General features: G+C 67.8%; 20 protein-coding genes and 1 pseudogene. 9 read left to right on the top strand and 12 right to left on the bottom strand.

Going from position 1 to position 23,441, the window contains the following annotated elements; translation table 11 throughout:
• A pseudogene (locus C489_RS02670) lies at positions 1–202 on the bottom strand (DUF3267 domain-containing protein); the annotation flags it as partial.
• Positions 203–303: 101 nt separating this feature from the next.
• Here C489_RS02670 and C489_RS02675 point away from each other — a divergent pair.
• The gene (locus C489_RS02675; RefSeq protein ID WP_006429585.1) at positions 304–585 is read left to right on the top strand and encodes a DUF7111 family protein; all 282 of its coding nucleotides are present in this window, start codon (positions 304–306) and stop codon (positions 583–585) included.
• 1 nt (position 586) lies between these two features.
• On the opposite strand, the gene C489_RS02680 is transcribed toward C489_RS02675, so the two are convergent.
• Positions 587–940 carry a DUF7410 domain-containing protein gene (locus C489_RS02680; RefSeq protein WP_006429586.1) on the bottom strand — a complete coding sequence of 118 codons (354 nt, stop codon included), beginning with the start codon at positions 938–940 and terminating at the stop codon, positions 587–589.
• Between the two features lie 125 nt (positions 941–1,065).
• Here C489_RS02680 and C489_RS02685 point away from each other — a divergent pair, with 125 nt between their 5' ends.
• Positions 1,066–2,496, top strand: coding sequence for a heme o synthase (locus C489_RS02685; protein ID WP_006429587.1), 1,431 nt, complete (start codon positions 1,066–1,068; stop codon positions 2,494–2,496).
• A gap of 408 nt (positions 2,497–2,904) precedes the next feature.
• Here C489_RS02685 and C489_RS02690 read toward each other — a convergent pair whose 3' ends face one another.
• From C489_RS02690 to C489_RS02700, 3 genes are all read right to left on the bottom strand, one after another.
• A complete protein-coding gene (locus C489_RS02690) occupies positions 2,905–4,527 on the bottom strand; it encodes an SLC13 family permease (protein WP_083902749.1) in 1,623 nt (540 codons plus the stop codon).
• 149 nt (positions 4,528–4,676) lie between these two features.
• Complete coding sequence (locus C489_RS02695) at positions 4,677–4,922, bottom strand: hypothetical protein (RefSeq protein ID WP_006429589.1); 246 nt, start codon at positions 4,920–4,922, stop codon at positions 4,677–4,679.
• A 96-nt stretch (positions 4,923–5,018) separates the two neighbouring features.
• Complete coding sequence (locus C489_RS02700; RefSeq protein WP_006429590.1) at positions 5,019–6,086, bottom strand: M42 family metallopeptidase; 1,068 nt, start codon at positions 6,084–6,086, stop codon at positions 5,019–5,021.
• Positions 6,087–6,247: 161 nt separating this feature from the next.
• On the opposite strand from C489_RS02700, the gene C489_RS02705 reads away from it, so the two are divergent.
• The gene (locus tag C489_RS02705; RefSeq protein ID WP_006429591.1) at positions 6,248–7,414 is read left to right on the top strand and encodes a thiolase C-terminal domain-containing protein; all 1,167 of its coding nucleotides are present in this window, start codon (positions 6,248–6,250) and stop codon (positions 7,412–7,414) included.
• Positions 7,414–7,803 (top strand): Zn-ribbon domain-containing OB-fold protein, encoded by a 390-nt coding sequence (locus C489_RS02710; RefSeq protein WP_006429592.1) that lies wholly within the window; start codon positions 7,414–7,416, stop codon positions 7,801–7,803. Before C489_RS02705 ends, C489_RS02710 begins: the two co-directional genes overlap by 1 nt.
• A gap of 86 nt (positions 7,804–7,889) precedes the next feature.
• On the opposite strand, the gene C489_RS02715 is transcribed toward C489_RS02710, so the two are convergent.
• The 3 genes from C489_RS02715 to C489_RS02725 form a co-directional block, all read right to left on the bottom strand.
• Positions 7,890–8,834 (bottom strand): alpha/beta fold hydrolase, encoded by a 945-nt coding sequence (locus C489_RS02715; RefSeq protein ID WP_006429593.1) that lies wholly within the window; start codon positions 8,832–8,834, stop codon positions 7,890–7,892.
• Positions 8,835–8,923: 89 nt separating this feature from the next.
• A complete protein-coding gene (gene meaB, locus C489_RS02720; RefSeq protein WP_006429594.1) occupies positions 8,924–10,027 on the bottom strand; it encodes a methylmalonyl Co-A mutase-associated GTPase MeaB in 1,104 nt (367 codons plus the stop codon).
• Positions 10,024–10,440 (bottom strand): cobalamin B12-binding domain-containing protein, encoded by a 417-nt coding sequence (locus C489_RS02725; protein ID WP_006429595.1) that lies wholly within the window; start codon positions 10,438–10,440, stop codon positions 10,024–10,026. The genes meaB and C489_RS02725 overlap by 4 nt, the downstream gene beginning before the upstream one ends.
• A 234-nt stretch (positions 10,441–10,674) precedes the next feature.
• Here C489_RS02725 and C489_RS02730 point away from each other — a divergent pair, with 234 nt between their 5' ends.
• Positions 10,675–11,349: an HD domain-containing protein gene (locus C489_RS02730; protein ID WP_083902750.1), complete on the top strand. Its 675-nt coding sequence runs from the start codon at positions 10,675–10,677 to the stop codon at positions 11,347–11,349.
• A 148-nt stretch (positions 11,350–11,497) separates the two neighbouring features.
• Positions 11,498–12,040 carry a DUF7332 family protein gene (locus tag C489_RS02735; protein ID WP_006429597.1) on the top strand — a complete coding sequence of 181 codons (543 nt, stop codon included), beginning with the start codon at positions 11,498–11,500 and terminating at the stop codon, positions 12,038–12,040.
• A gap of 71 nt (positions 12,041–12,111) precedes the next feature.
• Here the strand turns inward: C489_RS02735 and C489_RS02740 are convergent, their stop codons facing one another.
• Positions 12,112–12,792 (bottom strand): LysE family translocator, encoded by a 681-nt coding sequence (locus C489_RS02740; RefSeq protein WP_049890525.1) that lies wholly within the window; start codon positions 12,790–12,792, stop codon positions 12,112–12,114.
• Positions 12,793–13,133: 341 nt separating this feature from the next.
• Between C489_RS02740 and C489_RS02745 the strand changes: the two genes are divergently transcribed.
• Positions 13,134–13,766, top strand: coding sequence for a peroxiredoxin family protein (locus tag C489_RS02745; RefSeq protein WP_006429599.1), 633 nt, complete (start codon positions 13,134–13,136; stop codon positions 13,764–13,766).
• A gap of 38 nt (positions 13,767–13,804) precedes the next feature.
• On the opposite strand, the gene C489_RS02750 is transcribed toward C489_RS02745, so the two are convergent.
• Entirely contained in the window at positions 13,805–14,470 is a 666-nt protein-coding gene (locus C489_RS02750; RefSeq protein WP_006429600.1) for a class I SAM-dependent methyltransferase, read from the bottom strand.
• Positions 14,471–14,642: 172 nt separating this feature from the next.
• On the opposite strand from C489_RS02750, the gene C489_RS02755 reads away from it, so the two are divergent.
• Positions 14,643–15,266: a TlpA family protein disulfide reductase gene (locus C489_RS02755; RefSeq protein ID WP_006429601.1), complete on the top strand. Its 624-nt coding sequence runs from the start codon at positions 14,643–14,645 to the stop codon at positions 15,264–15,266.
• 42 nt (positions 15,267–15,308) lie between these two features.
• On the opposite strand, the gene C489_RS02760 is transcribed toward C489_RS02755, so the two are convergent.
• Positions 15,309–19,322: a sister chromatid cohesion protein PDS5 gene (locus C489_RS02760; protein ID WP_006429602.1), complete on the bottom strand. Its 4,014-nt coding sequence runs from the start codon at positions 19,320–19,322 to the stop codon at positions 15,309–15,311.
• A gap of 328 nt (positions 19,323–19,650) precedes the next feature.
• Positions 19,651–22,131 (bottom strand): DNA topoisomerase I, encoded by a 2,481-nt coding sequence (locus C489_RS02765; RefSeq protein ID WP_006429603.1) that lies wholly within the window; start codon positions 22,129–22,131, stop codon positions 19,651–19,653.
• A gap of 370 nt (positions 22,132–22,501) precedes the next feature.
• Between C489_RS02765 and C489_RS02770 the strand changes: the two genes are divergently transcribed.
• Entirely contained in the window at positions 22,502–23,431 is a 930-nt protein-coding gene (locus tag C489_RS02770; RefSeq protein WP_006429604.1) for a sulfide-dependent adenosine diphosphate thiazole synthase, read from the top strand.
• Positions 23,432–23,441: the final 10 nt, after the last annotated feature.

A 23,441-nucleotide genomic window follows, 5' to 3' on the forward strand; every position in this document is an offset into this window, starting at 1 on the left:
CGAGCACCGTCGGCGGCGAGGACGGCGCGATCACGATCGGCTCGAGCGACGTACCCCGAAGCCACGCGAGGACGTGACCGAACGCGTAGGCGAAGCCGAAAAACCCCACCGCGGAGACGACGAGCCACTGCAGGGCGACCGATCGCGTGAGTCGAAACGTCGCGATCGATCGACGGGTCGGGACGTGATCCGAACGGCTCACGACGCGAGACTTGCGGGCCACCGAAAAATCGGTGTCGATGTTCGGACCGCGACTCGGCCGGAACCGACAGTTTCCCGGTGGTCGATCCACGAGGACCGACCATGACCGACGATCGGACGGCCGAAGCCGACGGCATCACGGCCACCTACAACGAGACGGAGACGGAGCGCGTCCTCGCGTTCGAGCGGGCGGCGGGCGGCACGGCCGCGATCGCACAGAACCGCGAGGGGTACGCCATGCTGAAAGTGCGGCCGACGGCCGATGGCGACGAACTCGAGCGCTACTACGGGTTCGACATGGCGCTCGATCACGTCGGGGAACTGCTCGGCGTCTCGCCCCACGACCTCCCGATCCCGGAGGCGGCCGAAGATATGGGCATGTAGCTCAGACGACGAACGCCGCGAGGATCAACAGCCCGAAATAAAGCAGAACGAGCACGCCGAGGGCGTATAGCTGAAAGCGCCGCAGTGCCGTGTCTTCCTCGCGAACCGCCCGCTCGACGGTTGCGCACTCGCGATCGGAGAGCCGACCGGGGTGCTCGAGGCCGCGGTGGAGCCGCTCGTATCGCGTTCGTCGGAACGGCCGGTCGCAGTACGGACAGCGCGCGGGCGGCTCGCCGCTGTGATCATTGTCCTCGAATTCACCGTCGGACGCAGTCGCTACGGCGGGGGCATCGACAGCGGGTGCGCGACCACGCGATTCGCTGGACACGGAACTGGCTACGAGAACCTGCCCCATCGTTCTTCGGTCGCCTCTCGAGGACTGCGTCGTCGGCCGACAGACGCCCGGAAACTCGCCCCTGCTGATGGGAAAAAGCGGGAGCCCTAAATACGCGGAGTCGAAGGGTGTAGACGAGAATAGCCGTGGCAACAGAGTCGTTTCCCCGCCCGATCGGCACGCGACGCCGCTTCTCCGCACTGCTCGCAGCGACCGCGCTCGGCGTCTACCTGCTCCTGATCGTCGGCGCGACGACGTCGCTGACGAACGCGGCCGCGTCGTGTTCAACGTGGCCGACCTGTCACGCGCCCGTCGACCCCTTGAGTCAGACCGAACTCGCGATCGCGTGGGCCCACCGACTCACGGCGGTCGTCGTCGGACTGCTCGTCGCCGCGACCGCCGTCGCTGCGGTCCGTGGCGACACCTCGAGTCGTATCCGGACGACGCTCGTCGTCGCCGCCGCGCTCTACGTCGTCCAGATCGGCGTCGGTGCCGTCACCGCCACGACCGGCCCCGCGGCGATTCTGCCCGGGCTCCACCTCGGACTCGGCCTCGTGATCTTCTCGGGGATCGTCCTCGCGCTTGCATGGGACCTCGAACTCGCGACCGGCAGCGAGGACGAGGACGGCATCGACTCGCCCGAACCGCTCGCGGACCTCGAGGAATCGGTGCCGACCGCCTCGGAACGCACGCTCCCATCGAGTCGCCTCGCTCGCGCTCGGCTCACCGCCTTCGCGTACTTCCAGATGATGAAACCGCGGCTGATGTGGCTGCTCTGTCTCGTCGCCGCCGCGGGGATGGCGCTGGCCGCCGGCCCCGGCCTCGAGATACCCACGATCATCGCGACGCTCGGCGGCGGCGTCCTCGCCATCGGTGCCTCGGGGACCTTCAACCACGTCCTCGAGCGTGATGTCGACCAGAAGATGTCGCGCACGGCCGACCGGCCGCTGGCGGTCGATCTGATCCCGGTTCGCAACGCCTTGTTGTTCGGTGCCGGGCTGACCGTCGCGTCGCTGGCCGCGTTCCTGACGATCAACCGGCTGGCCGCGGCCCTCGGGCTGGCCGCGATCATCTTCTACAGCGTGGTCTACACGCTCCTCCTCAAACCGAACACGGTCCAGAATACGGTCATCGGCGGCGCTGCGGGCGCGCTGCCCGCGCTCATCGGCTGGGCCGCCGTCACGAACGAGATCGGCTGGCCCGGCCTCGCGCTCGCGGGCGTCATCTTCCTCTGGACGCCGGCGCACTTCTACAACCTCGCGCTGGCCTACAAGGACGACTACGCCCGCGGCGGCTTCCCCATGATGCCAGTCGTCCGCGGCGAGACGGAGACGCGAAAGCAGATCATCTACTACATCGCCGCGACGCTCGTGAGTTCGATCGCGCTGGCGTGGCTCACCGATCTCGGCGTACTGTACGCCGCAACGGTCGTCGTCTTCGGCGGGCTCTTCCTCTGGGCCGCCGTCCGACTCCACTTCGAGCAGACCGAGACCGCCGCGTTCCGTGCGTTCCACGCCTCGAACGCGTTCCTCGGGGCCGTGCTGGTCGCGATCCTCGTGGACGCGCTGGCGTTTTGAGCCGGCGTGTGATTCTCAGGGTACGGGCACGCGACCCCTTTTCAGACGACGATCGGTGAGTCTCGCTCTCGGTAACGCTCTTCGCATCTGTTGACCATCGAGTACACCCGACCGCACGCCGCGCGATCGGGGAAAATAGTTGTCACTTAATCCCCCTCGAGTCCGTACAGTCGATCCGGAGTACCCGTTACTGCTGATCGGACGGCATCTCGAGACGATGGCCGAACCACGAACTGGTGGGCCGCGGAGAAATGAGCGCTATCGATCAGCCAGTTCCGACCTCGAGCGTGGCGTCCCGCGGCCGAGCACACGACGGCTTCGAGAGCCGATATCGAGAAGAACAGGAATTCCGCAGCCGATCTTCGGTGTGGCTCGAGACCCTCTCACCGACCGAGCCACACCGCGCTCTCACCAGAGCAGGTGCGGCCAGACGAACGTGAACAGCACCCAGATGAGCCCGGTTAGGACGACGGTCATAATTGCGTTCAGCACGAGCCCTGCCCGGAGCATGTGGCGTTGCTCGACGTAGCCGCTACCGAAGACGATGGCGTTGGGCGGCGTCGCGACCGGGAGCGCGAAGGCGAAGCTCGCGGCGATCGCGCCGGCGACCGAGAGAAAGAGCGCGGTCGAGAAGTCGGTCAGCCCGAGCGTCGCCGAGAAGACGCTCCCGAGGCTGATCAGGATGGGGACGATGATGCTGGTCGTCGCGGAGTTCGACGTCATCTCGGTCAGGAAGATGACCAGCAACACGACCGCGCCGATGACGAGGACGATGGGTGCGCCGACGAGTCCGCTGAACACCGTGTTCGCGATCCACTCCGTCGCGCCCGTGTCAGCGAGCGCGTTCGCAAGCGAGATGCCGCCGCCGAACAGCAACAGCGTCCCCCAGTCGATGTCGACCAGTTCCTCCCACTCCATCGTGTCGGCCAGCACCAGCGCCGGCACCGCGGCGACGCCGACCATCACGTAATAGAGCAGTCCCTGATGGCCCTCGACGCCGAAAACCGTCATCCCCTCGCCGCCGAAGAGAGTCGTCATCCAGGCGCTCGAGAGGTACGGCTCGAAGAACTCGCCGAGCCCACCAAGCATCCAGAGACCAGCCGTGGCGGCGAAGATGATGGCCACGCGCTTACCGCGGGGATCAAGGTCGCCCTCCGCCGCGAGTTGCTCTCGAGCGCTGGCTCGAGCGGCTCCGACGTCGGGAACCTCCGGCGGATACAGCACGTAGGTGAGGATGAACCAGACGAGCGGAAGCGTCACGACGACGACCGGGAAGCCGACGAGGAACCAGTCGGTGAACCCGATCTCGTAGTCCAGAATGGCGTTGAGCTGGCCCACGAGGATGGCGTTGGGCGGCGTGCCGATGATCGTCCCGACGCCGCCGACGCTGGCGGCGTAGGCGGTTCCGAGGAGCATCGAGATCTGGAGGTTCGTGAACGCGGCCGTCGATTCGGCGACCCCGCCGTCGGCGGCCGGTTCTTCGGAGACGTCAGCGCTTTGAGCCTCGGCCGCCGACGACGCGAGGTCGTCGCGGTCGAGGACCTGCGTGAGGACCCCGACCGCGATGGGGGTCATCATCGCGGCCGTTGCGGTGTTCGAGACCCACATCGACAACACGGCGGTCACGACCATGATCGCGAAGATCAACCGTCGCGGCGAACTGCCCATCTTGGCGATGGAGTACAGCGCGATCCGCCGGTCGATATCGTACTTCTGAATCGCGTTCGCGAGCATGAACCCGGCCAGAAACAGGAAGATGATGTGGTCCGCGAACCCGACGAGTGCGGTGTCCATCGAGTCGTAGACGCCGGTTCCGGTCAGCAATACGGGGATCGTCAGTGCGGTGACCGCGAGCGGCAGCGCACCGGTCACCCAGAGGAAGCCGGCGAAGAACATCGTCGCGATGGCGTACTGGCCCGTCACCGAGAGTCCGGCCGGGGACGGGGCAGCTGCGATGGCAACCATCCCGATCCCCGCAAGGAGAAATTGTACTAATCGCTTGTTTAACCCACCCAATAGACCGTGTATCATTGATACAGGCGTTGATAATCATTATTGTTATTAAGCCTTTTCATCCGCGAGAGTGGGCGGTACGCTCACCCGCTTCGAGCGGCGTCTGCTACCCCTCTCGTGGACGACGGGGAATCCCAGCGAGCGCAGCGACGTTCCCCTTGCTCCGATTAGAAGTGATCGACGATAGCCCACAGCTGGTCGTCGGTGAGTTCTGCACAGTAGAGTTCCAAGAGCGTCTCCCGCCGCGTTCGAGAGAGGGATCGACTGCCGCTCTCGAGCATCGAGATGTGGGCCTGCATGAGTTCGTCGACTTCCCGTTCGACCGCGCGTTGGTCGTATCCGGCGGCGACCCGGAGAAGCCGCCACGCACGCGGCGAAATGCCGTCGAGATCGGGAACGTCGGACGCGACCATGAGAGTCAGTACGAGTGAAATGAGAGCCGTCGTTGAAATGTGCTTCGTCGGGAGTCGCGATCACGTGCCGCCATTCGCCCCGAATGAGACCGCGGGTCAGAGCGTGTAGTCGTATTCGCCGTCTTCGGTCGCGAGGAAGGTCTCGAGCAGGTCGATCGTCGCCGCGATGTCGTCGACGTGGGCGGTCTCGGTCACGGTGTGGAGATAGCGGGTCGGGACGGAGATCGCGCCGACGGGTTTCGCGCCCGAGGACTGCTGGAAGCCGGCGGTGTCGGTGCCGCCGGCGGGCAGGATCTCGAGTTGGTGCTCGATCTCCTCGTCCTCGGCGAGCGACTGGAGCCGGCCGTGGAGCTTCGGGTTGGTGATGACGCTCGAGTCCTTGAGTTTGATCGCGGTGCCGTCGCCGAGTTCGGTGACGTGCGAGCCGGCGTCGAAGCCGGGGATGTCGTTGGCGACGGTGACGTCCAGCGCGATCGCGAGGTCGGGGTCGATATCGACGCCGAGGGCACGAGCGCCGCGGAGGCCGACCTCCTCCTGGGCGGTCGCACAGAAGTGAACCGTCACCTCGGGATCGGTCAGCCGGCGGGCCGCCTCGAGCATGGCGAACAGACAGACCCGGTCGTCTAACGCCTTCCCGGTGATCGTCTCGCCGACGCGCTCGGTGGTCTGGGCCATCGTGACGAGGTCGCCGGGCGAGACGCGCTCGGTGAGTTCCTCGTAGGGGAGGCCGGGGTCGACGACGACGTCCTCGACCTCGGGGGGCTTCTCCCGCTCGCTCTCGTCTAACGTGTGGGGCGGCGGCGAGCCGATGACCGCGGGGATGTCCCCGTTTTCGCCGTGGATCGTCACCCGCTGGGCCTTCAACACCCTCGCGTCCCAGCCGCCGAGCGCGTCGAGTTCGACGAAGCCGTAGCCGTCGTCGTCGCCGCGGACGTGGCGCACCATGAAGCCGATCTCGTCCATGTGTGCCGCGACGGCCACCGAGTAGTCGCTCTCGCCCTCGAGCGTGCCGACGACGTTGCCCATCGCGTCGGTACGCACGCGGTCGACCGAGTCCTCGAACTCCCGGACGACGAGTTCGCGAACGCGATCCTCGTAGCCGGGGACGCCACTCGTCTCCGTCAGCTCCGTCAGGAGGGATAGATCGAACGGAACGGTTGTCATGATCGTACGTGTGACGCCATGTGATATAAGGTCGTGGAAAGGAGCGAGGGCTGACCGGTGGAGTGCAAGCGCCGCTCCGGCCGTCGAACAGTCCGCTTCCGATGAGTGTCCCCGGTCGTAACCGCGGAGTATTAACGGATCCGTCCACTACCCGTGTGTATATGAGTGACGTACGTGTTGCGGGCACAGGGCTGACGTCGTTCGGGAACAGTCCCGAACGGACCGGCCGAGACCTCTTCGCCGAAGCGAGCATCGCTGCCTTCGAGGAAAGCGGCGTTCCTCGAGACGATGTCGAGGCCGTCCTCTACGGTAACTTCATGGGCGAACTCTCCGAACATCAGGGCCATCAGGGCCCGCTGATGGCCGAAGCGGCGGGGGTACAAGCTCCCGCGACCCGCTACGAGTCCGCGTGTGCCTCGAGCGGCGTCGCGGTCCGCGAGGCGGTCACACGGATCCGCAACGGCGAGAACGACGTGTTGCTCGTCGGCGGCGCGGAACGCATGACCAACCTCGGCACCGCGGGCGCGACCGAGGCGCTCGCGATCGCCGCGGACGACCTCTGGGAGGTGCGGGCCGGGGTGACCTTCCCCGGTGCGTACGCGCTGATGGCACAGGCCTACTTCGACGAGTTCGGCGGCGAACACGAGGACCTGGCCCACATCGCGGTGAAAAACCACGAGAACGCCCTCACCAATGAGAAGGCCCAGTACCAGAGCGCGATCGAGGTCGCGGACGTCCTCGAGGCCCCGCCGGTCTCCGAACCGCTCGGCCTCTACGACGCCTGTCCGATCTCCGACGGCGCGTCCGCGCTCGTCCTGACGAGCGAGTCCTACGCCGAAGAGCACGACCTCGAGGCCCCGGTCGCGATCACGGGCACGGGACAAGGCGGCGACCGAATGGCCCTCCACGACCGCGAGCACCTCGCCCGCTCGCCCGCGGCCCGCGAGGCCGGCGCGGAGGCCTACGCCGACGCCGGCGTCGACGCCGGCGACGTGGACTTCGCGGAAGTCCACGACTGCTTTACGATCGCCGAAGTGCTCGCGCTCGAGGCCTTGGACCTCGAGCCGATCGGCGAGGGAATTTCGGCGGCCCGGAACGGGCGAACGACTGCGGACGGCGAGACGCCGATCAATCTCTCGGGCGGGCTGAAGGCCAAGGGCCACCCGGTCGGGGCGACCGGTGCGTCCCAGATCGCCGAGGTCACCGATCTGCTGGCCGGCGAGCATCCCAACAGCGAGTACGTCGCGGACGCGACGACCGGTGTCGCCCACAACGCGGGTGGCACCGTCGCGAGCGCGACCGTTCACATCCTGGAGGTGACGAACTGATGAGCGACTCCGAGGTTCACGACGCCGGCTTCGACGACTGGCTCGCGGCCGCTGAGGAGGGGACCGCCTATTACCTCGAGTGTGCCAACGGCCACGGTTCCCTGCCGCCGCGGCGGGTCTGTCCCGACTGCGGGTCGACCGACCTCGCCGAGGTCGACCTGCCCGAGACCGGCGAGATTCAGACGTTTACCGTCACCCACGTCCCGACGCCGGCATTCGAGGAGGACGCCCCCTACGCGACGGCCGTCGTCGACTTCGGCTCCGTTCGGCTGACCGGACAGGTCGTCGGGATCGATCCCGACGATGTCGAAACCGGGCTCTCGGTCGAACTCGAGATCACGGTTTCGGAGACGACGGGCGAACGCGTGATCGGACTCCGTCCGGCGTAGCGGTTTTTCGGCTTCGAACGACGTAATTCGGCGGCGAGTCGGATTTCGAGGCGAAGACAGGTTTTATCGACTGTTCGACTGCTCGACTACTCGTCGCCGCCGAGATTCGCACGCGGCAGTTCGGCGCTCAGGTACTCGACGAACTTGTCGGGGTGCTCGGCGTGGGGCAACTGCGTCGCGTAGTCGATGACGACCAGATCGAGGTCGGCCGCCTCGGCGAGATCTCTGCCTTCTCGGAGCGGGACGAGTTCGGCATCCCGGCCCCAGATCAGCGTCGTGGGCGTCTCGAGGGCCGCCAGCTCCGTCGCGAGGTCGAAATCGGGGTCGAGCGTACCCGCGGCGAAGGAGGCGGTCGCGTAGCGTGCGCCGGGCTGGTGGGCGCTATTCCACGCGTACCCGACCTCGTCGGCGTCGATCCGGTCGGAATCGTAGTAGCCGTCTCGGTCGTAGAAGTACCGGATCGAGGGCTTGCTCGCGAGCAGGTTGTACAGCGTCGTACCGACGATCGGCGTCCGAATGAGGGTGCGGAGCCACGGCCGCTCGTCGCCGGTTTCGTCGGTCGGACAGATCAACACCAGTCGCTCGAAGTCGGTCTCGTCGGCAGCGTCGACGGCGAAGGTGCCGGACAGCGACGAGGCGACGACGATCGGCTCGTCGGTCACCTCGGCCGCGAAGTCGCGGACGAACTCGGCGTACAGCGTCGCGGAGTAGACCAACGGCGGCCGCTCGGACCGGCCGAACCCGGGAAGGTCGACCGCGTACACGTGGTAGTCCTCGGCCAGTTGCTCGACGATCGGCTCGAACTCGTGGCTGCTCGAGCCCGCGTAGATCCCGTGAAGCAGGAGCATGTCGGGGTCGTTCGGATCGCCCGCGACGGTATAACTCGTCTCGATTCCCCGCCAGCGATACGTCCGCTCGACGCCGATCAGCGGGTTCTCGAGGTCGCCCGCGCGTCGCTTGAGGAGGCGGTTGCCGAGGACTGCCCCACCGATGGTTCCGAGAGCTGCACCGAGGACTGTTCGGGCTTTCATACCGGGTCGTTGGAGGGCAACGGCCTTAGACTTCAGGTCTCGGTTCAGAACCTGCTGCGGCGGTATGGGTTTCTCAGATGGCGCGGTCGCTACTCCCGGCTCGAGCCGTCCTCGTCCGGCTCGGTCTCGAGGTTCTCGACGCAGGCCTCGACGGGCGCGAGCACGTCGTTCGCGATCGAATACGGGTCGGTCTCGCCCCGGCGCACCGCGTCGGCGAGGCCGTTGATCCCGCCGCTGGCGTCGAGTTCGTCCTCGAGCAGGGCGTGGACGTCCTCGCGGAGCAGCGTGCGGATCTCCTCGGCGTAGCGCTGGCGGACCTTCTCGGCCCGAGTGCCGGACTCGACGAGGTACGCGCGGTGGTTCGCGAGTTCGTCGATGAAGGTCTCGACGCCGGTGCCCTTCGTGGCGACGGTCTCGACGATGGGTGGCGTCCAGTCCTCTGCCTCGTCGCCGTCCGCGTCGGTCTCGCCGTCCCAGTCGTCGTGGGCGTCGATCACCTCCTGACTGTGGTGGCCACCGCCACCGGCGGCCCCGCTCTCGTCGCCGAGCTGGACCATGTCGCGGAGTTCCTGCACCGTGCGGTCCGCCCCGTCGCGGTCGGCCTTGTTCACGACGAACACGTCCGCGATCTCGAGGATGCCGGCTTTCAGCGTCTGGATGTCGTCGCCCGAACCCGGCGGGACGAGGACGGCGACCGTGTCGGCGGTCCGGACGATGTCGATCTCGTTCTGGCCCGCACCGACGGTCTCGATGATGATCTTGTCCTTGCCGAAGGCGTCCATCGCCTTGACGGCGTCCGCGGTCGCCGTCGAGAGCCCGCCGAGGGTCCCGCGGGCGCTCATCGAGCGGACGAACACGTCCATATCGCCCACGGTGGAGGCCATTCGGATGCGATCACCGAGAACGGCCCCGCCGGTGAACGGCGAGGAAGGATCGATCGCGATGACGCCGACCGTCTCGCCCCGGTCGCGGTAGGTCTCGGCGAGTTTGTCGACCAGCGTCGACTTGCCCGCGCCCGGCGAGCCGGTGATGCCGATCACGTCCGCGTCGCCCGTGTGCGCGTACAGTTCGGAGACGAGATCCCGATAGCCCGGTGACCGGTTCTCGATCTTCGAGATGGTCCGGGCCAGCGCGCGGTGTTTCCCTGCCAGCAGGTCCTCGAGCAGCGATTCGTCGTCGGCGTCCATGGTCATCGCTGGGGCGCGTTCTCGCGGACGAACTCGATGGTCTCCTCGATCGACGTGCCGGGGCCGAAGATGGCGGCGACGCCCGCGTCTTTGAGCCCCTCGCGGTCCTCGTCGGGGATGACGCCGCCGGCGAGGACGAGGGTGTCATCTTTCGCCCCGTACTCCTCGAGGCCGTCCATGATCTTCGGGACGAGCGTGTCGTGTGCCCCCGAGAGGATGGAAATGCCGAGGACATCGACGTCCTCTTGGACGGCCGCCTGTACGATCTCCTCGGGGGACTTGTGAAGTCCGGAATAGATGACTTCGAACCCGGCGTCCCGGAACGCGCGCGCGACGACGTGAGCACCGCGGTCGTGGCCGTCGAGACCGACTTTGGCGACGAGACACCGGATCGACTCCGCTTCCTGTTCGCTGCTCATACACACACCTTCCCGAGCCGACTGTTTGACTTTAACGGAAGATGGTGGAAGTTGCGAGGTGAAGACGGGTCGCCGCTCGCGGGTGACCCACCGATCGATCGACACGTGCTCGACGCATATATTGTTCCGTTAGTGTCACGTCTCAACGGAATCGGCCCGAACCAAAGGCTAAAGAACGAAACGACCGAACATTCCGCTAATGACTATCGTTCGTCTACTGCGGAGGGATCTATCGTGGGCGTTGAAATAAAGGAAACGCGAGTGCCCGACGCCGAGTTCGAGGAGATGAAAGGCTTCGTCTTCGAGTACCTCGCGGCAAGCGTCGAGAAGGAGGAGGAAGGCGGTCGCATGCGCTGGTACCCGTGGCACTCCGCCGAATACCGGCACAACCACATCCTCAACGTCGTCGATCTCGCGACCGACATCGCCGAAGAGGAGGGCGCGGACGTCGACGTCACCCGCGTCGCCGCCCTCTTTCACGACGTCGCCAAACTCGAGACCGATCAGGAACTCCACGCCGAGGCCGGCGCTCGCGTCGCCCGCGAGTACCTCGAGTCCCGCGCCGAGTACCCCGAATCGTTCATCCAGCAGGTGTGTCGCGCGATCGAACACCACTCCTATCAGGGCGACCTGACCGATCTCGCACTGGAGACCCAGTGTCTCATCGAAGCCGACCTGCTCGATAAGGTCGGCGCGAACGGCACTGCCCTGATGTTGCTCCGGATGGGCTACGAGGCCCGCACCCATATGGACTGCGACGAGATGGTCGAGCGCGTCCTCGAGCGCGGCTACGACGCCGCCTCCCGCGTCCAGAGCGACACCGCCGAGGGCATCGCCCACCAGCGCCTGAAACGCGTCAAGTGGTTCAGCGAGTGGCTCGAGGACGAGATCGCCGCGATGGGTAACTAAACGGGTCCGGTGCCGGTAGCGGCCTCGCCCGCTCGAGTCCTCACTCTGTGATGACCTCGAGACCGCCGTCTCCCGATCGGTCGGCAGGGCCCACGGCCGACCGAATCGGCCGGTGCGTTCATACTGGTCTGCTCTCGAGACGAGTGTAATGCAATTCCCACGCCGACCGAGCACCGTCTCAGTTCTCGTCCTCTGCTGTCTCGTCTTCCTCGCCACAGTCCCCGCCGCGACGGTCGCCCAGCAGTCTCCGGCTCCGGTCGGGAACGGTGCCGACTCAAGCGGCCAATCGATTTCGACGTGTTTCACCGGGTCGGGAACCGAGTTGACGATCGGTTCCGAGAACGGCACGCACATCTGGGTTCGATTCCACGCGGCGATGCTGACCGACTCCGGCGGCTCGGTCGGTGCCGAACTCGTCGGCTCGACCGGCGGCTCGTCGATCGTCGAGGTCATCGCCGGATTCCAGTACGTCGGCGACGGGCTCCGCGACCTGCTCACGAGCCCCGCCGACTCGATCGATCTCGTCAGCGGATTCGACTTCCAGCTCCCGATGCTTGAGAACGCAACGACGGGGCTCGGCGCGGAGCCGTCCCAATCCGATGAGGACCAGTCCGACGGCGAGGGGACCGGCACACGTAGCGACGGTGCGGCGACGGAATCCGACGGCCGCTTCGAGCTGCTCAGGTGCTAACCCGCTTGCCTCGAGTCTGAACGCTCGAGCCACGGCTCGAGAAATCGAATAAGACGCGTTTCGAGCGGCGCTCAGAGAAACCGGAGCGTGCCCATCGCCAGAAAGAGCAGTCCGAAGCCAACGAGGACGACGGCGCTCAGCGCGGCGACCGCGGGGGCGAACGCGTCGACGCGCTTGCCGGCCGCGGCCAGCGCCGCCGGATAGGCGACGATCCACAGGGCGATCCCACCGAAGAAGCCGATCAGCAGCGCCGGCGACCCGGTCTGGACGACCAGCGTTCCCGCGAGGGCCTGTCCCACTGCCGGGGCGTGTGCGAGCACGTCGAGGGTCCCCGGCTCGAGGAGGCCAACGCCGACGGTGAGCCAGAAGCCGATCTGGTAGGGGTTGGTCAGCGAGAGGACGAACGTCTTCCGGAACCCCGTGGCGGCGGCGCGGCCGGCGTCGGTAAACGACGTCGCCGTTCTGGCCTCGTCGATCGCACCGATCGCGAAGTACAACATGAGACAGCCGCCGGCTAGATAGAGCGCGGGTCTAACCGCCGGAATGCGGTCGATCACGGCGACGATGCCGGCGAGCGTAAGGACGAAGAAGATCGCGTCGGCGAGCATCGCACCGAGTCCGGCTCGAAAGCCGGCCGGCCAGCCGCGGACGACGCTCTCCTCGGCGATGATCGCGTTCATCGGCCCCGGCGGTGCCGCGAGCGCGAGCCCGAAGACCACGCCGGCCAGCACTGTCACGACGAGTGAAGCCACGTGTTCTCGGTTGCAAGTGAGTGTGCTGCCGTGAAAAGAATCGCGAATTCGGCCCGGGAGACCGCGGAGCCGGGCTAACCCGTCCAACGGGACTTCACTCCCATATAGTATAATTAAGCGTCCGGACCGTGTCTCTCGCAGGAGCGCGATCGCGTCCGTGGTCACCACACCTCCGTGTCGCAGCGTCGAACCCGGCGCGCAAACTGCTGGTACCGCTGATTCTTTGCCGTGTGGCACTCAATAGCACGCATGAACGAGCCTCGAGCGGCTGTCCTGACGGGTGGCGGTCGCCCGCCCGGTCGCGACTCGAGCGACCAGTCGCCGGCCGGGACGGGAACGCGATGAATCGTCGAACACTGCTCGCGTCGACCGTCGCCATGCCGGCGCTGGTCGGCTGCCTCGACGGCGGTACCGACGAGGGCGAAACCGAACCCGACGAACCGACTGAGCCGCCGTTCGAGATCGCCACGATCGACGCCTCGGGGAGCGAGGCTGGCACTGTTCGGGTTCCTCAATCCGGTCGAGTGATGGTGCTCAACTTCACCCGAACCGAGTGCCCGACCAGTCGCGCACAACTCTCGCGGATCGCCGACGTGAAGGTGGCTCTCGCAGAGGAGGGCTACACCGTCGACGGCGACGACCCCGAGATTCGCTTTTGTTCGATCACGAACGGGACCCGCGGCCCCGATCCGTCCGACGAGGAACTCGCGGCGTGGTTCGACGAGAACGGCGGCAACTGGCCGATCGGCCGGGATGAGACCGGAGTCTGTAACGAGTACTACGAGATCGATGGGTTCCCGACGATGCTGACCGTCGACGGAACCGGCGCGGTGCAGTGGCGAGACCGATCCTCGACGAGCGGGGCCATCTTCGGCACTGCCAGAGACGCACTCGAGGGCGGTGAAACGACACAGGACGGCGACAACCGAACGGGCGACAATACGAGCGAAACGGTCGCGTCCTGGGAGAGTTAGCTCGCCGTCTGATTGCGAATCGACGGCCAGACCCACTCCTATCCGTCATCGTCCGTCGAGAGCACCGGATACGACTGCGTCCCGCCGCTCGAGCGCCGCGCGACGAGCGTCGCGACTGCGACAGTGCTATCGTTGCCGTCCGCACTCTCGTCCTCGTCTGCATCGTCGCCAGTCCCGTCGCCGACCGGTCGCCGCCGCTCCTCGTAGGCGAGGATCATCAGGTCCAGACAAGCCCGGAGTAGGTCGTTCGACCGGTATCGGTAGCGATCGGTCGAGGGGCCGGCGACCGGGTCGCTCGAGCGGAGGTGGTGTTCGTAGATCAGTACCCCGCCGGGAGCGAGCGCGTCTTTGAGCGCCGGCAGGTGCTCGAGGGCGGCGAAGAAGCTCACGACGATCACGTCGTAGCGCTCGCGGCCGGGATCGAAGTCGGCCAGATCGGCGCGGATCCAGTTCGCGTCGACTCCCCGTTCGGCGGCGCGGTCGCGAGCGCGCTCGAGTGCGGCGTCGGAGACATCCACCGCGTCCACGTCGTAGCCACGTTCGGCGAGAAAGAGCGCGTTCCGCCCGGCCCCGGTCGCGACGTCGAGTGCGCGTCCGTCCGGAAGCGTCGATATGCGTCGCTCGAGGGCGGGAACGGGAGCGTCGTTGGGGTCGTAGTCGGCCTGTTCGTACCGGTCGTTCCATCGCTCGCGGTCGTCGCTCACGGGGTTATCGTCGGCCGGGCGACGCTTAACTGTCGGGCACCGAACAGGGCTGTTCGACTGTGTCCGCCCTCAGACGGTCGGTTCGACGGACGAACCAGTGAAGCCTTTGGCGTCGCGTCCCATACGGATCACACGACATGCCGTCTACTTGCCCGATGGCTGTGACACGACCGTGAGACGGCGCGAGCTGATCGCCGGGGTCGGTAGCGTCGGCGTCCTCGCCGGGGCAACCGGGATCGTCCTTGGCGGCGTCCCCTCCTTCGGGACCGACCGCGCCGCATCCGAGGCGGGCGGAGAGACGGACGGCCGGATCGAAGTGGAGACCATCAACGCTCGAGGGAGCGAGGCCGGGACGATGACCGTTCCCAACGACGACGTTACGGTCGCCATGTTCCTCGTCACCGGCTGTGGCAAGTGTCAGGCGCACCTGCCCAGACTCGCCGACGCGCGGTCTCGCCTCGTCGAAGACTACGGAGACGACCTCACTTTCCTGTCAGTCACCTACCAGTCGTTCGATAGCATGCCCGCGGACGAACTCCGCGACTGGTGGCGCGCCCACAGCGGTAACTGGACCGTCGGCTACGACTCGAACGCGACGCTCGCGGCGAATTACGGAATTGTCGGCTACCCCGTCACCGCCGTCGTCGACGACCAGGGCGAGAAACGATGGGAAACGCTCGGGGTAACACCCGCTGAAGATATCGTCGCGGCCGTCGAATCCGTGCTCGAGTCGAGCGACAGAGAGACGGCGTCGGCCGCCGAAAACGAGACCAGCGAGGCGTCGGCGGGCGACTGACCGACTGCGCGGCCCTGTTCGGCTCGAGAGCAGACAACCGAACTACGACGAGCCGTTGCCGAACCGGGTGAACAGCCCCGAAATCGACTCCTTCCACGACGACTGTGCGTCCCCGATCGCGGTGATGCCGTCCGGGCCGACGAGACAGAGCCGTTCGCTCGCGACGGCGATCGCCGTTACCGCCGGTACGCCGTCTACCGCGAGCTCCCACTGCGGGGAGCCGTTGCCGGTACCCAGCGCGGTGACGTGGCCGTCGCCGGTACCCAGACAGACGGTGTCGTCGATGACGACCGGATCGGTCGTCGCCTCGCCGGCGTCGACCCGCCAGCGTTCCGCGCCCGTCCCCGCGTCGACCGCGTACACGCTTCCGTCGGTGCTGGCGGCGTAGACAGTCCCGTCCGCGATCGCCGGTGATGCGGCAAACCGGCCGCCGGTGTCGAATCGGAACGACCGCGAGCCGTCGGCGGTCGACAGCGCACGGAGCGTGCCTCCGCAGCCGACGTAGACGCTCCCGTTCGCGACCGCGGGTGGCGTACGAACCGTCCCGTCGAGTTCGAGGGGTGTCTCCCAGCGGCGGCTCCCGTCGGCCGCGATCGCGACGACGCGTTCCGAACAGGCGGCGTAGGCGACACCGTCGGCGACGGCGACGCCGACGAGCGAGTCGGCGAGCGGGGCCGTCCAGCGCGGGTGGCCGGTGTCGGCGTCGATCGCGTGGAGGGTGTCGCTGCCGACGTAGACCGTCCCGTCGGCGACGACCGGCGACGTACGGACCGTGGCATCCATCCGATACCGCCACCGCCGCTCGCCCGTCTCGATGTCGAGCGCGTAGACCGCGGCGTCGCCGCCGACGTAGACGGTGTCACCGACCACGGCGGGCGTCGTCCCGATCGGTGCGTCGGTCTCGAACCGCCAGCGTTCGTCTCCGTCCTCGAGCGCCAGTGCGGTGACGGAGCCGTCGTCGCTCGTTGCGAAGACGGTGTCGCCGACCAGCGCCGGCGGGGCGTCGACGGTGCCGACGGTCTCGACGCGCCACTGTTTGGTCGGCTGCCCGCCGAGCGCGTCGCCGCGGCCGACCGAGCCGGCCCCCGCCGCCCCCGCGCGGGCCATCGGCCAGTCGAACTCGTCGCTCCCGTCGTCGTCCTCGAGACGGTCCATCGCGGTCGTCGCCGCGCTCGAGACCGCCGGGACCGGGTCGTCGACCAGCGCCCGAATCGCGGAGGGGGAGTCGCCGGCCTCGAGCGCGGTCAGTGCCCGGATCGCGCGGGCTCGAACGCGGCCATCCGGATCGGCGAGGAGCGGACGGAGTTCGGCCGCGACGCAATCCGCCTCGGCCTCGAGTTCGTCGGTGGACTCGGCGACGTCGGCCAGCGTGCCGGCAGCGGCGGCCCGAACGTCGGCGTCCGGATCCGACAGCGCCGCAGACAGCTCGTCGGTCGCCGCCTCGAGCCCCTGCGGATCGTCCGCGGCCATCGTCGCCAGCGTCCGTCCGGCGGTGGCTCGGACGATCGGGCTCTCGACGGCGAGCCCGGCCGCGACCTTTGAGACGCCGGTCGGCCGCAGGCTGTCCGACTCGTCGGCGAGCACCCCGAGCGCGAGCACGGAGAGCCCGGCCGCCCACGGGTCGTCCTCGAGCCGGTTGCCCAGCCCGGAGAGCTGGTTGTTGATCCCGTCGGTGTGACTCGGCGTCTCGCCGCCGCCGACGAGCGAGGCGGCGTCGAGCAGCCGGTCGTCGACGCTGTCGAGATTGTCCCCCAGCGCAGAGCCGTCGTCCCGGCCCGCGAGCGCGAGCGTCCCGAGCGCCAGCGCGGCGTAGCCGCGGACCGCCTCGCTCTCGTCGTCGAGCACGGCGACCAGCCGGTCCCGACTCGCCGCGGCGTCGTCCGGGGACGCGGCCGCCAGTCGGGCGATTTCGCCCGCGATCGACGCCCGGCCGGTCTCGGCCGACTCGAGGTCGTCGAGTAACAGCGCCGTGACCGGTCTGCGGTCGGTTTCCGCGACGACCGCAGCCAGGACGCGGCCGAGCGCCCGCCGCCGGTCGCCCGTCGCCGCCCGAAACCGCTCGACCAGCGGGGTCGCCGCTTCCGCGATCGGGTCCGTATTCGCCCGCGCGATGTCGGCGAGCGCCGTCGCCGCCGCGGTCGCGCGCTCGTCGTCAGCTGCGATGATCTCGGTAAGGGCCTCGACTGCCGTCGGCTCGGTCTCGCCGGGCGCTTCGAGAAGCGACTCGAGCGTCTCGAGTGCAGCCGTGTGCACCCTCGTCGTCGGCTCGACGAGCAGGTCGCAGACGGCCTCGACGGCGGCCTCCGTTTCGGCTCCCGTCTCGAGATCGAGTGCGGCAAGCGCCTCGCAGGCGGCGATACGGACCGCCTCCTCGTCGGCGTCGGTCTCCGCGACGGCGAGCGCGACCGGCGGCCGGCAGTCGCTGCGCGAGACGGGCGCGACCGCGGCGAGGGTCTCTCGGACCGTGGCGCGGACGCTACGGTCCGGATCGTCGACTGCGCCGAAGAGCCCGACCAGCGCCGGCCGGACCTCGTCCGGGTCGGTTCCGGCGAGCCGGGAGAGCGCGAGCGCGGCGTTGTTCCGAACGCTCGCGTCGTCGTCCGCGAGCCGGTCGCCGAGGGGTGAAACGGCCTCGCGGGCTTCTCGGGGCCGTTCGGCGGCGATCGGGACGAGGTCTCTGGCGGCCGACCGCCGGACTGCCGCGTCATCGTGCTCGAGCCGCCGGCACAGCGATCGGACCGCCGGATGCGCGTCGGCGACCCGCGATTCGGCGATTTCGGCCAGCCGGCGAGCGGCGTGGCCGCGAACCCACTCGTCGCCGTCCTCGAGTCGGTCGACCAGCGCCGAGACGGCGTCCTCGTCGTCGGCGTCCGCGAGCGCGAGTTCGCCCAGCGCGTCGGCTGCGCGGCGGCGGACCGGTTCGTGCGGATCGTCGAGCCGATCGGCGAGCCGGGAGACGACTGGTCGGATAGCGTCAGGTCGAACTGCTGCGACCGCCGCGATAGCGCGGGCGGCTTCGAACCGCACGTCGTCGTCCTCATCCGCGAGCACGCCGGCGAGTTCGTCGACGACGGGAGCGACTGCCTCGGGCGTCGCGTCCCCGACGGCGGCGATCGCCGCGACGCCGTGGCTCCGGACAGCGGGCTCGTCGCCGTCGAGTCGCCCCGCGAGCGGTTCGACGGCCGGTGCGACCGCGTCGGGCCGCTCCGCCGCCAGCGTCGCCAGCGCGGCGGCCGCGTCGATCCGAACCGACTCGAGGTCGTCCGCGAGCCGATCGACCAGCGGGTTGACGGCTGGTTCGACTGCGTTGGGAGCGCTCCCGGTAACGGCTCGGAGCGCGCTGACCGTCTCCCGCCGGACGGCGGCCTCGCCGTCGAGGCTGGCGGCCAGCGAGTCGACGACCTCGCTGACGGGTTCCGGCCGCTCCGCCGCGACGGCCGCGAGCGCTGCCGCGGCGTCGGCGCGGACGGCGTCGCGGTCGTCGGTTAGTCCCGTCCCGAGGGGGTCGACTCCCGTCGTCACGTCCGAGGGCCGCTCGGCCGCGATCGAGCGGATCGCTCGAGCGGCGTGTTCCCTGATAGCGGGCTCGTCCTCGAGCCGGTCGACGAGTCGATCGATCGCGTCGATGACGGCATCGGGATCCTGCGCCGCGACGACTGCGAGGATCGCCGTCGCGTTCTCCCGGACCGTCGCGGTCTCGTCGTCGGTCGCGGCCGCGACCGCGTCGGCGATCGACACGACCCGCTCGGGGTCGGCGTCGGCGATCGCCGCGAGCGCGTCCGTCGTCCGCACTCGAACCCGCTCTTGCTCGTCCGTGACGTAGGCCGCGAGTTCCGCCGCGGAGTCGGCGACGGCGGTCGCCGAGTCGACGGCGATCGACGCGAGCGCGTCGGCCGCGTCCCCTCGCACCGCGGTCGATCCCTCGAGCCGGTCGGTCAGCGCCGGGACGGCGTCCCGCGTCTCCCTGGGATAGGCGGCCGCGACGGCCGACAGCGCCGCCGCCGCGTGCGATCTGATCGCCGGATCGTCCTCGAGGCAGTCGGTGAGCGACGCCACCGCGGACCGAACGTTCGCCGGTCGGCCCGACCCTCGTTGGCCAGCGTCTTGGCCGCGTACTCCCTGACTTCGGGATCGTCGGCCGTGAGGAACTCCTCTAATTGATCGATACCCACGGTGACTTCGACTCCGTCCCCTCTCCGTCGCCCGCTCTGTTCGCTATATTATTTGGTTCTGACATAGTGGTCCCTGTCTCACGGCGTGCGTGATTTCGGTACACGCAATCGCGTTGATAGTTGAACATATAGACGCACCCAGTTAATTCTACCTCCGGCAAAACGAGATTCAACGTCGCGATCCGCGTGAACCGACGGAGCCGACCGCCGATCTACGCCTTCGCCTGCCAGCTTCGGAGTCGATCGGCGCTGACGCCCTCAACGTCGTCCGCGACCGCGTCGGGATCGGCGTCGGTCAGGTCCTCGAGGTCCTCGATCCCCGCGTCGGCGAGCTTCTCGACGGTCTTCGCGCCAACGCCGTCGATCGCCTCGAGGTCCGAGCCCGAGTCGCTCTCGCGGGCCTGGAACTCCTGATAGTTACAGATCGGACAGCCCAGTTCCCACGGTTCGTCGCCGCTGTGGACGACGAGTTCGGGTAGCTCGTGCTCCTCGCAGTGTTCGTCGGTAACTTCGATGTCACCCCGGCGGGGCAGCGGCAGCGAGTACTCGCAGTCGGGGTAGCGCGTACAGCCGACGAGCCGCGAGCCGCTCTCGAGGGTTTTGACGGCGAGTTCGCCGCCGTGTTCCGAACCGCAGTCGGGACAGTCGCCCAGCACCGGCCCCTCGCCGGCGTCTTCGGCCTTACAGAGCGGGCAGCCGTGGACGAAGGTCTGGCGGCCCGCGAGCATCTTGACCTCGTTTAAGCCGTGTTTCTCGCACTCGTCCTCGAGGATGAGCGGTTTGCCGGTCGAGGGCAGCGGGAGCGTGTTCTCGCAGTCGGGATAGCCGTCACAGCCGATGAAATAGGAGCCGTGGCGGCTCCGGCGGACCAGCAGGTCCTCGCCGCACTCGGGACACGGGCCGAGCCGCTTGTCGTCTTTGAGCGACTTGCGGAGGTGGTCGCCGATCTCGTCTCTGGATTCGGCGAGGTTCTCGAAGATTTCCTCGAGCATCTCGCGGGACTCGTCAGTCACGTCGTCCAGGGTGGCCTCGCCGTTCGCGATGGCGTCCATGTCGGCCTCGAGCTGGGCCGTCATCTCTTCGCTGACGATCCGGTCGGCATAGTTCTCGGCCGCGTCCACGACGGCCATCGCGAGCTTCGTCGGCCGCGGCGGATCGCTCTCGATGTAGCCCCGATCGTAGAGCTTCTCGAGGGTGTTGTGCCGGGTGGACTTCGTGCCGATCCCCATCTCCTCCATGGTCTCGATGAGCCGCGACTGGCCGTATCGACGCGGCGGCTGGGTCTGTTTGTCCTCGAGTTCGACGCCGGAGAGCCCAAGTTCCTCGCCCTCGTCGACGTCGGGGACGAAGTTCTCCGTCGTGGAGAAGTAGGGATAGACGTCGTGGTAGCCGGGTTCGACCAGCCGCTTGCCGTTCGATTTGAGCCGGTGATCCTCGACTTCCGCGACGACCTTGAGGTGTTCCCACTCCGCGGCGTCGGCGACCGTCGCGTAGAAGCGACGCACGACGAGTTCGAAGACCTCCCACTCGTCGTCGCTCACGTCGCCGCGGGTCGGAATCTCGCCCGTGGGATGAATGGGCGGGTGGTCGGTCGTCTCCTCGTCGCCCTCGGTGGGGACGATGTCATCGGCCTCGAGCAGCGACTCGGCGCTCTCGCCGAGCGAGGGATGGCCGACGAACTCGTCCAAGAGGTCCTCGGGGTCGAGATCGTCGGGGTAGACGGTGTTGTCGGTCCGCGGGTAGGTGATGTAGCCGGCGGTGTAGAGGTCCTCGGCGATCGACATCGCCCGCTTGGCCGAGTAGCCGATGGCCCCCGCCGCGCGGATGAACTGGGTGGTGTTGAACGGCTCCGGTGGCGTGTCGGTACGGGTCCGCCGGTTGACATCGACGACGGTTGCCGCGTCGCGGTCGGCGAGGGTCTCGTAAACCTCGTCTGCCGTGGCCTCCTCCCAGATGCGTTCGGCCTCGTTGTCGTCCTCGTCGCGGTAGAAGTACTGCGTGCCGAAGGACATCTCGTCCTTTTCGAGGTCCGCGAAGAGTTCCCAGTAGTCCTCGGGATCGAAGGCCTGAATCTCGCGCTCGCGGTCGACGATCAGCTTCAGCGTCGGCGACTGGACCCGGCCGACGGAGATGAAGTCGTTGCCCAGTTGGCCCGCGGAGAGGGAGAGATAGCGGGTGAGCGCGGCCCCCCAGACGAGGTCGATGATCTGTCGGGCCTCCCCGGCCGCCGCGAGATCGAAGTCGAGTTCGTCGGGCTCGTCGAACGCGCTCTGGACCTCGTTTTCCGTGATCGAGGAGAACCGCACCCGGCGAATCGGCACGTCCTCGTCGACGTTCCGGACGATGTCGTAGGCCTCCTTGCCGATCAGTTCGCCCTCGCGGTCGTAGTCAGTCGCGATCGTCACACGGTTGGCACGACGGGACAGCAATCGCAGCGTCGCGACGATGTTCTCTTTCGTCGCCGTCTTCTCGACGCTCGCGTCGATCAGTTCGACCGGCTCGACGTCCCGCCAGTCGGAGTACTCCGAGGGGAAGTCGACGCCGACGACGTGGCCCGACAGCCCCACGCAGCGCTTGCCGCCCCACTCGTAGACGTTGACGCCGTTCTCGCGACTCGAGTCGTAGGTCCCGCCGCTCAGAATGTCGGCGATCCGCCGGGCGGCGTTGTCCTTCTCCGTGATGATCAGCTCCACCGGGGATCACCTCGCGATCCTCGAGCGGGTCGCCGTCCCCGCGGGCGAGTGTCGGTCATTGTGGCTCGGTACGAGTGAGCATCTGATAACGTTTTCGCCGAAACCGGCCGACAGCGCGGGTGTGCGTGCGGTCGCGTTACGTGCGTGCCGCGTCGCGTGCGCGTGGACCGTGTACGACCGCTGGCTGATCGCTGCCCGGTCACGACTCGGCTGCTCGCACTGGCCGCGAGCCGATAGCTGCTGGCGAACAACCACGACGACTGCAGGTCTCGCGACGACGCTCCTGTCTCGAGAGCCGCTCACGGCGGGTGTCGACGGGCGATCGCAGCGACGACAGACTTAATACTACTCGGTAGTATCACTAGGTTGTATGAGCCAATTCGAGCAGTTCAGTCAGGTGGGCGAAGCCGATGTCACCCGCGCGATCGGACAGGAGTGGACCGAGGAGTTCATGGACTTCTCGGACTCGGACGTCATCATCGTCGGCGGCGGCCCCTCGGGGCTCACGGCGGCGAAGGAACTCGCAGAGCGCGGTGTCAAGGTGATGGTCGTCGAGAAGAACAACTACCTCGGCGGGGGCTTCTGGCTCGGCGGATTCCTGATGAACAAGGTCACGGTCCGGGACCCGGCCCAGAAAGTCCTCGACGAACTCGAGGTCGACTACAAGCAGTCCCAGGACAGCGAGGGGCTCTACGTCGCGAACGGTCCTGAAGCCTGTTCCGGGCTGATCAAGGCCGCCTGCGACGCGGGGGCAAAGATGCAGAACATGACCGAGTTCACCGACATCGTCATTCGCGAGGACCACCGCGTCGGCGGCATCGTCATGAACTGGACGCCGGTCCACGCGCTGCCCCGCGAGATCACCTGCGTCGATCCGATCGCGGTCGAGGCCGATCTGGTCATCGACGCGACCGGCCACGACGCGATGGCGGTCAAGAAACTCGACGAGCGCGGCGTCCTCGACGCGCCCGGTATCGCCGATGCCGAGGAAAACGCGACCGGCATGGACAGCACCGGCGACGACACCTACGGCGCGCCCGGCCACGACTCGCCCGGCCACGACTCGATGTGGGTTGGCGAGAGCGAGGACGCCGTCGTCGAGCACACCGGCCTCGTCCACGACGGCCTCATCGCGACCGGGATGGCGACCGCGACGACCTACGGCCTCCCGCGGATGGGGCCGACCTTCGGAGCCATGCTCGTCTCGGGCAAACGCGCCGCACAGGTCGCACTCGACGAACTCGAGGTCGACGCCGACCCCGTCGAACTGACCTCGCGTGCGGCCCCGGCCGACGACTGACCGCGGACCC

The sequence above is a fragment of the Natrinema versiforme JCM 10478 genome (assembly GCF_000337195.1).
GTDB classification, from domain to species: Archaea; Halobacteriota; Halobacteria; order Halobacteriales; family Natrialbaceae; genus Natrinema; species Natrinema versiforme.

Bases quoted from the DNA above. Each gene is read 5' to 3' on its own strand.
- C489_RS02675 (WP_006429585.1), top strand. From the start codon at position 304: ATGACCGACGATCGGACGGCCGAAGCCGACGGCATCACGGCCACCTAC.
- C489_RS02680 (WP_006429586.1), bottom strand. From the start codon at position 940: ATGGGGCAGGTTCTCGTAGCCAGTTCCGTGTCCAGCGAATCGCGTGGT.
- C489_RS02690 (WP_083902749.1), bottom strand. From the start codon at position 4,527: ATGATACACGGTCTATTGGGTGGGTTAAACAAGCGATTAGTACAATTT.
- C489_RS02695 (WP_006429589.1), bottom strand. From the start codon at position 4,922: ATGGTCGCGTCCGACGTTCCCGATCTCGACGGCATTTCGCCGCGTGCG.
- C489_RS02700 (WP_006429590.1), bottom strand. From the start codon at position 6,086: ATGACAACCGTTCCGTTCGATCTATCCCTCCTGACGGAGCTGACGGAG.
- C489_RS02705 (WP_006429591.1), top strand. From the start codon at position 6,248: ATGAGTGACGTACGTGTTGCGGGCACAGGGCTGACGTCGTTCGGGAAC.
- C489_RS02710 (WP_006429592.1), top strand. From the start codon at position 7,414: ATGAGCGACTCCGAGGTTCACGACGCCGGCTTCGACGACTGGCTCGCG.
- C489_RS02715 (WP_006429593.1), bottom strand. From the start codon at position 8,834: ATGAAAGCCCGAACAGTCCTCGGTGCAGCTCTCGGAACCATCGGTGGG.
- meaB (WP_006429594.1), bottom strand. From the start codon at position 10,027: ATGACCATGGACGCCGACGACGAATCGCTGCTCGAGGACCTGCTGGCA.
- C489_RS02725 (WP_006429595.1), bottom strand. From the start codon at position 10,440: ATGAGCAGCGAACAGGAAGCGGAGTCGATCCGGTGTCTCGTCGCCAAA.
- C489_RS02735 (WP_006429597.1), top strand. From the start codon at position 11,498: ATGCAATTCCCACGCCGACCGAGCACCGTCTCAGTTCTCGTCCTCTGC.
- C489_RS02745 (WP_006429599.1), top strand. From the start codon at position 13,134: ATGAATCGTCGAACACTGCTCGCGTCGACCGTCGCCATGCCGGCGCTG.
- C489_RS02770 (WP_006429604.1), top strand. From the start codon at position 22,502: ATGAGCCAATTCGAGCAGTTCAGTCAGGTGGGCGAAGCCGATGTCACC.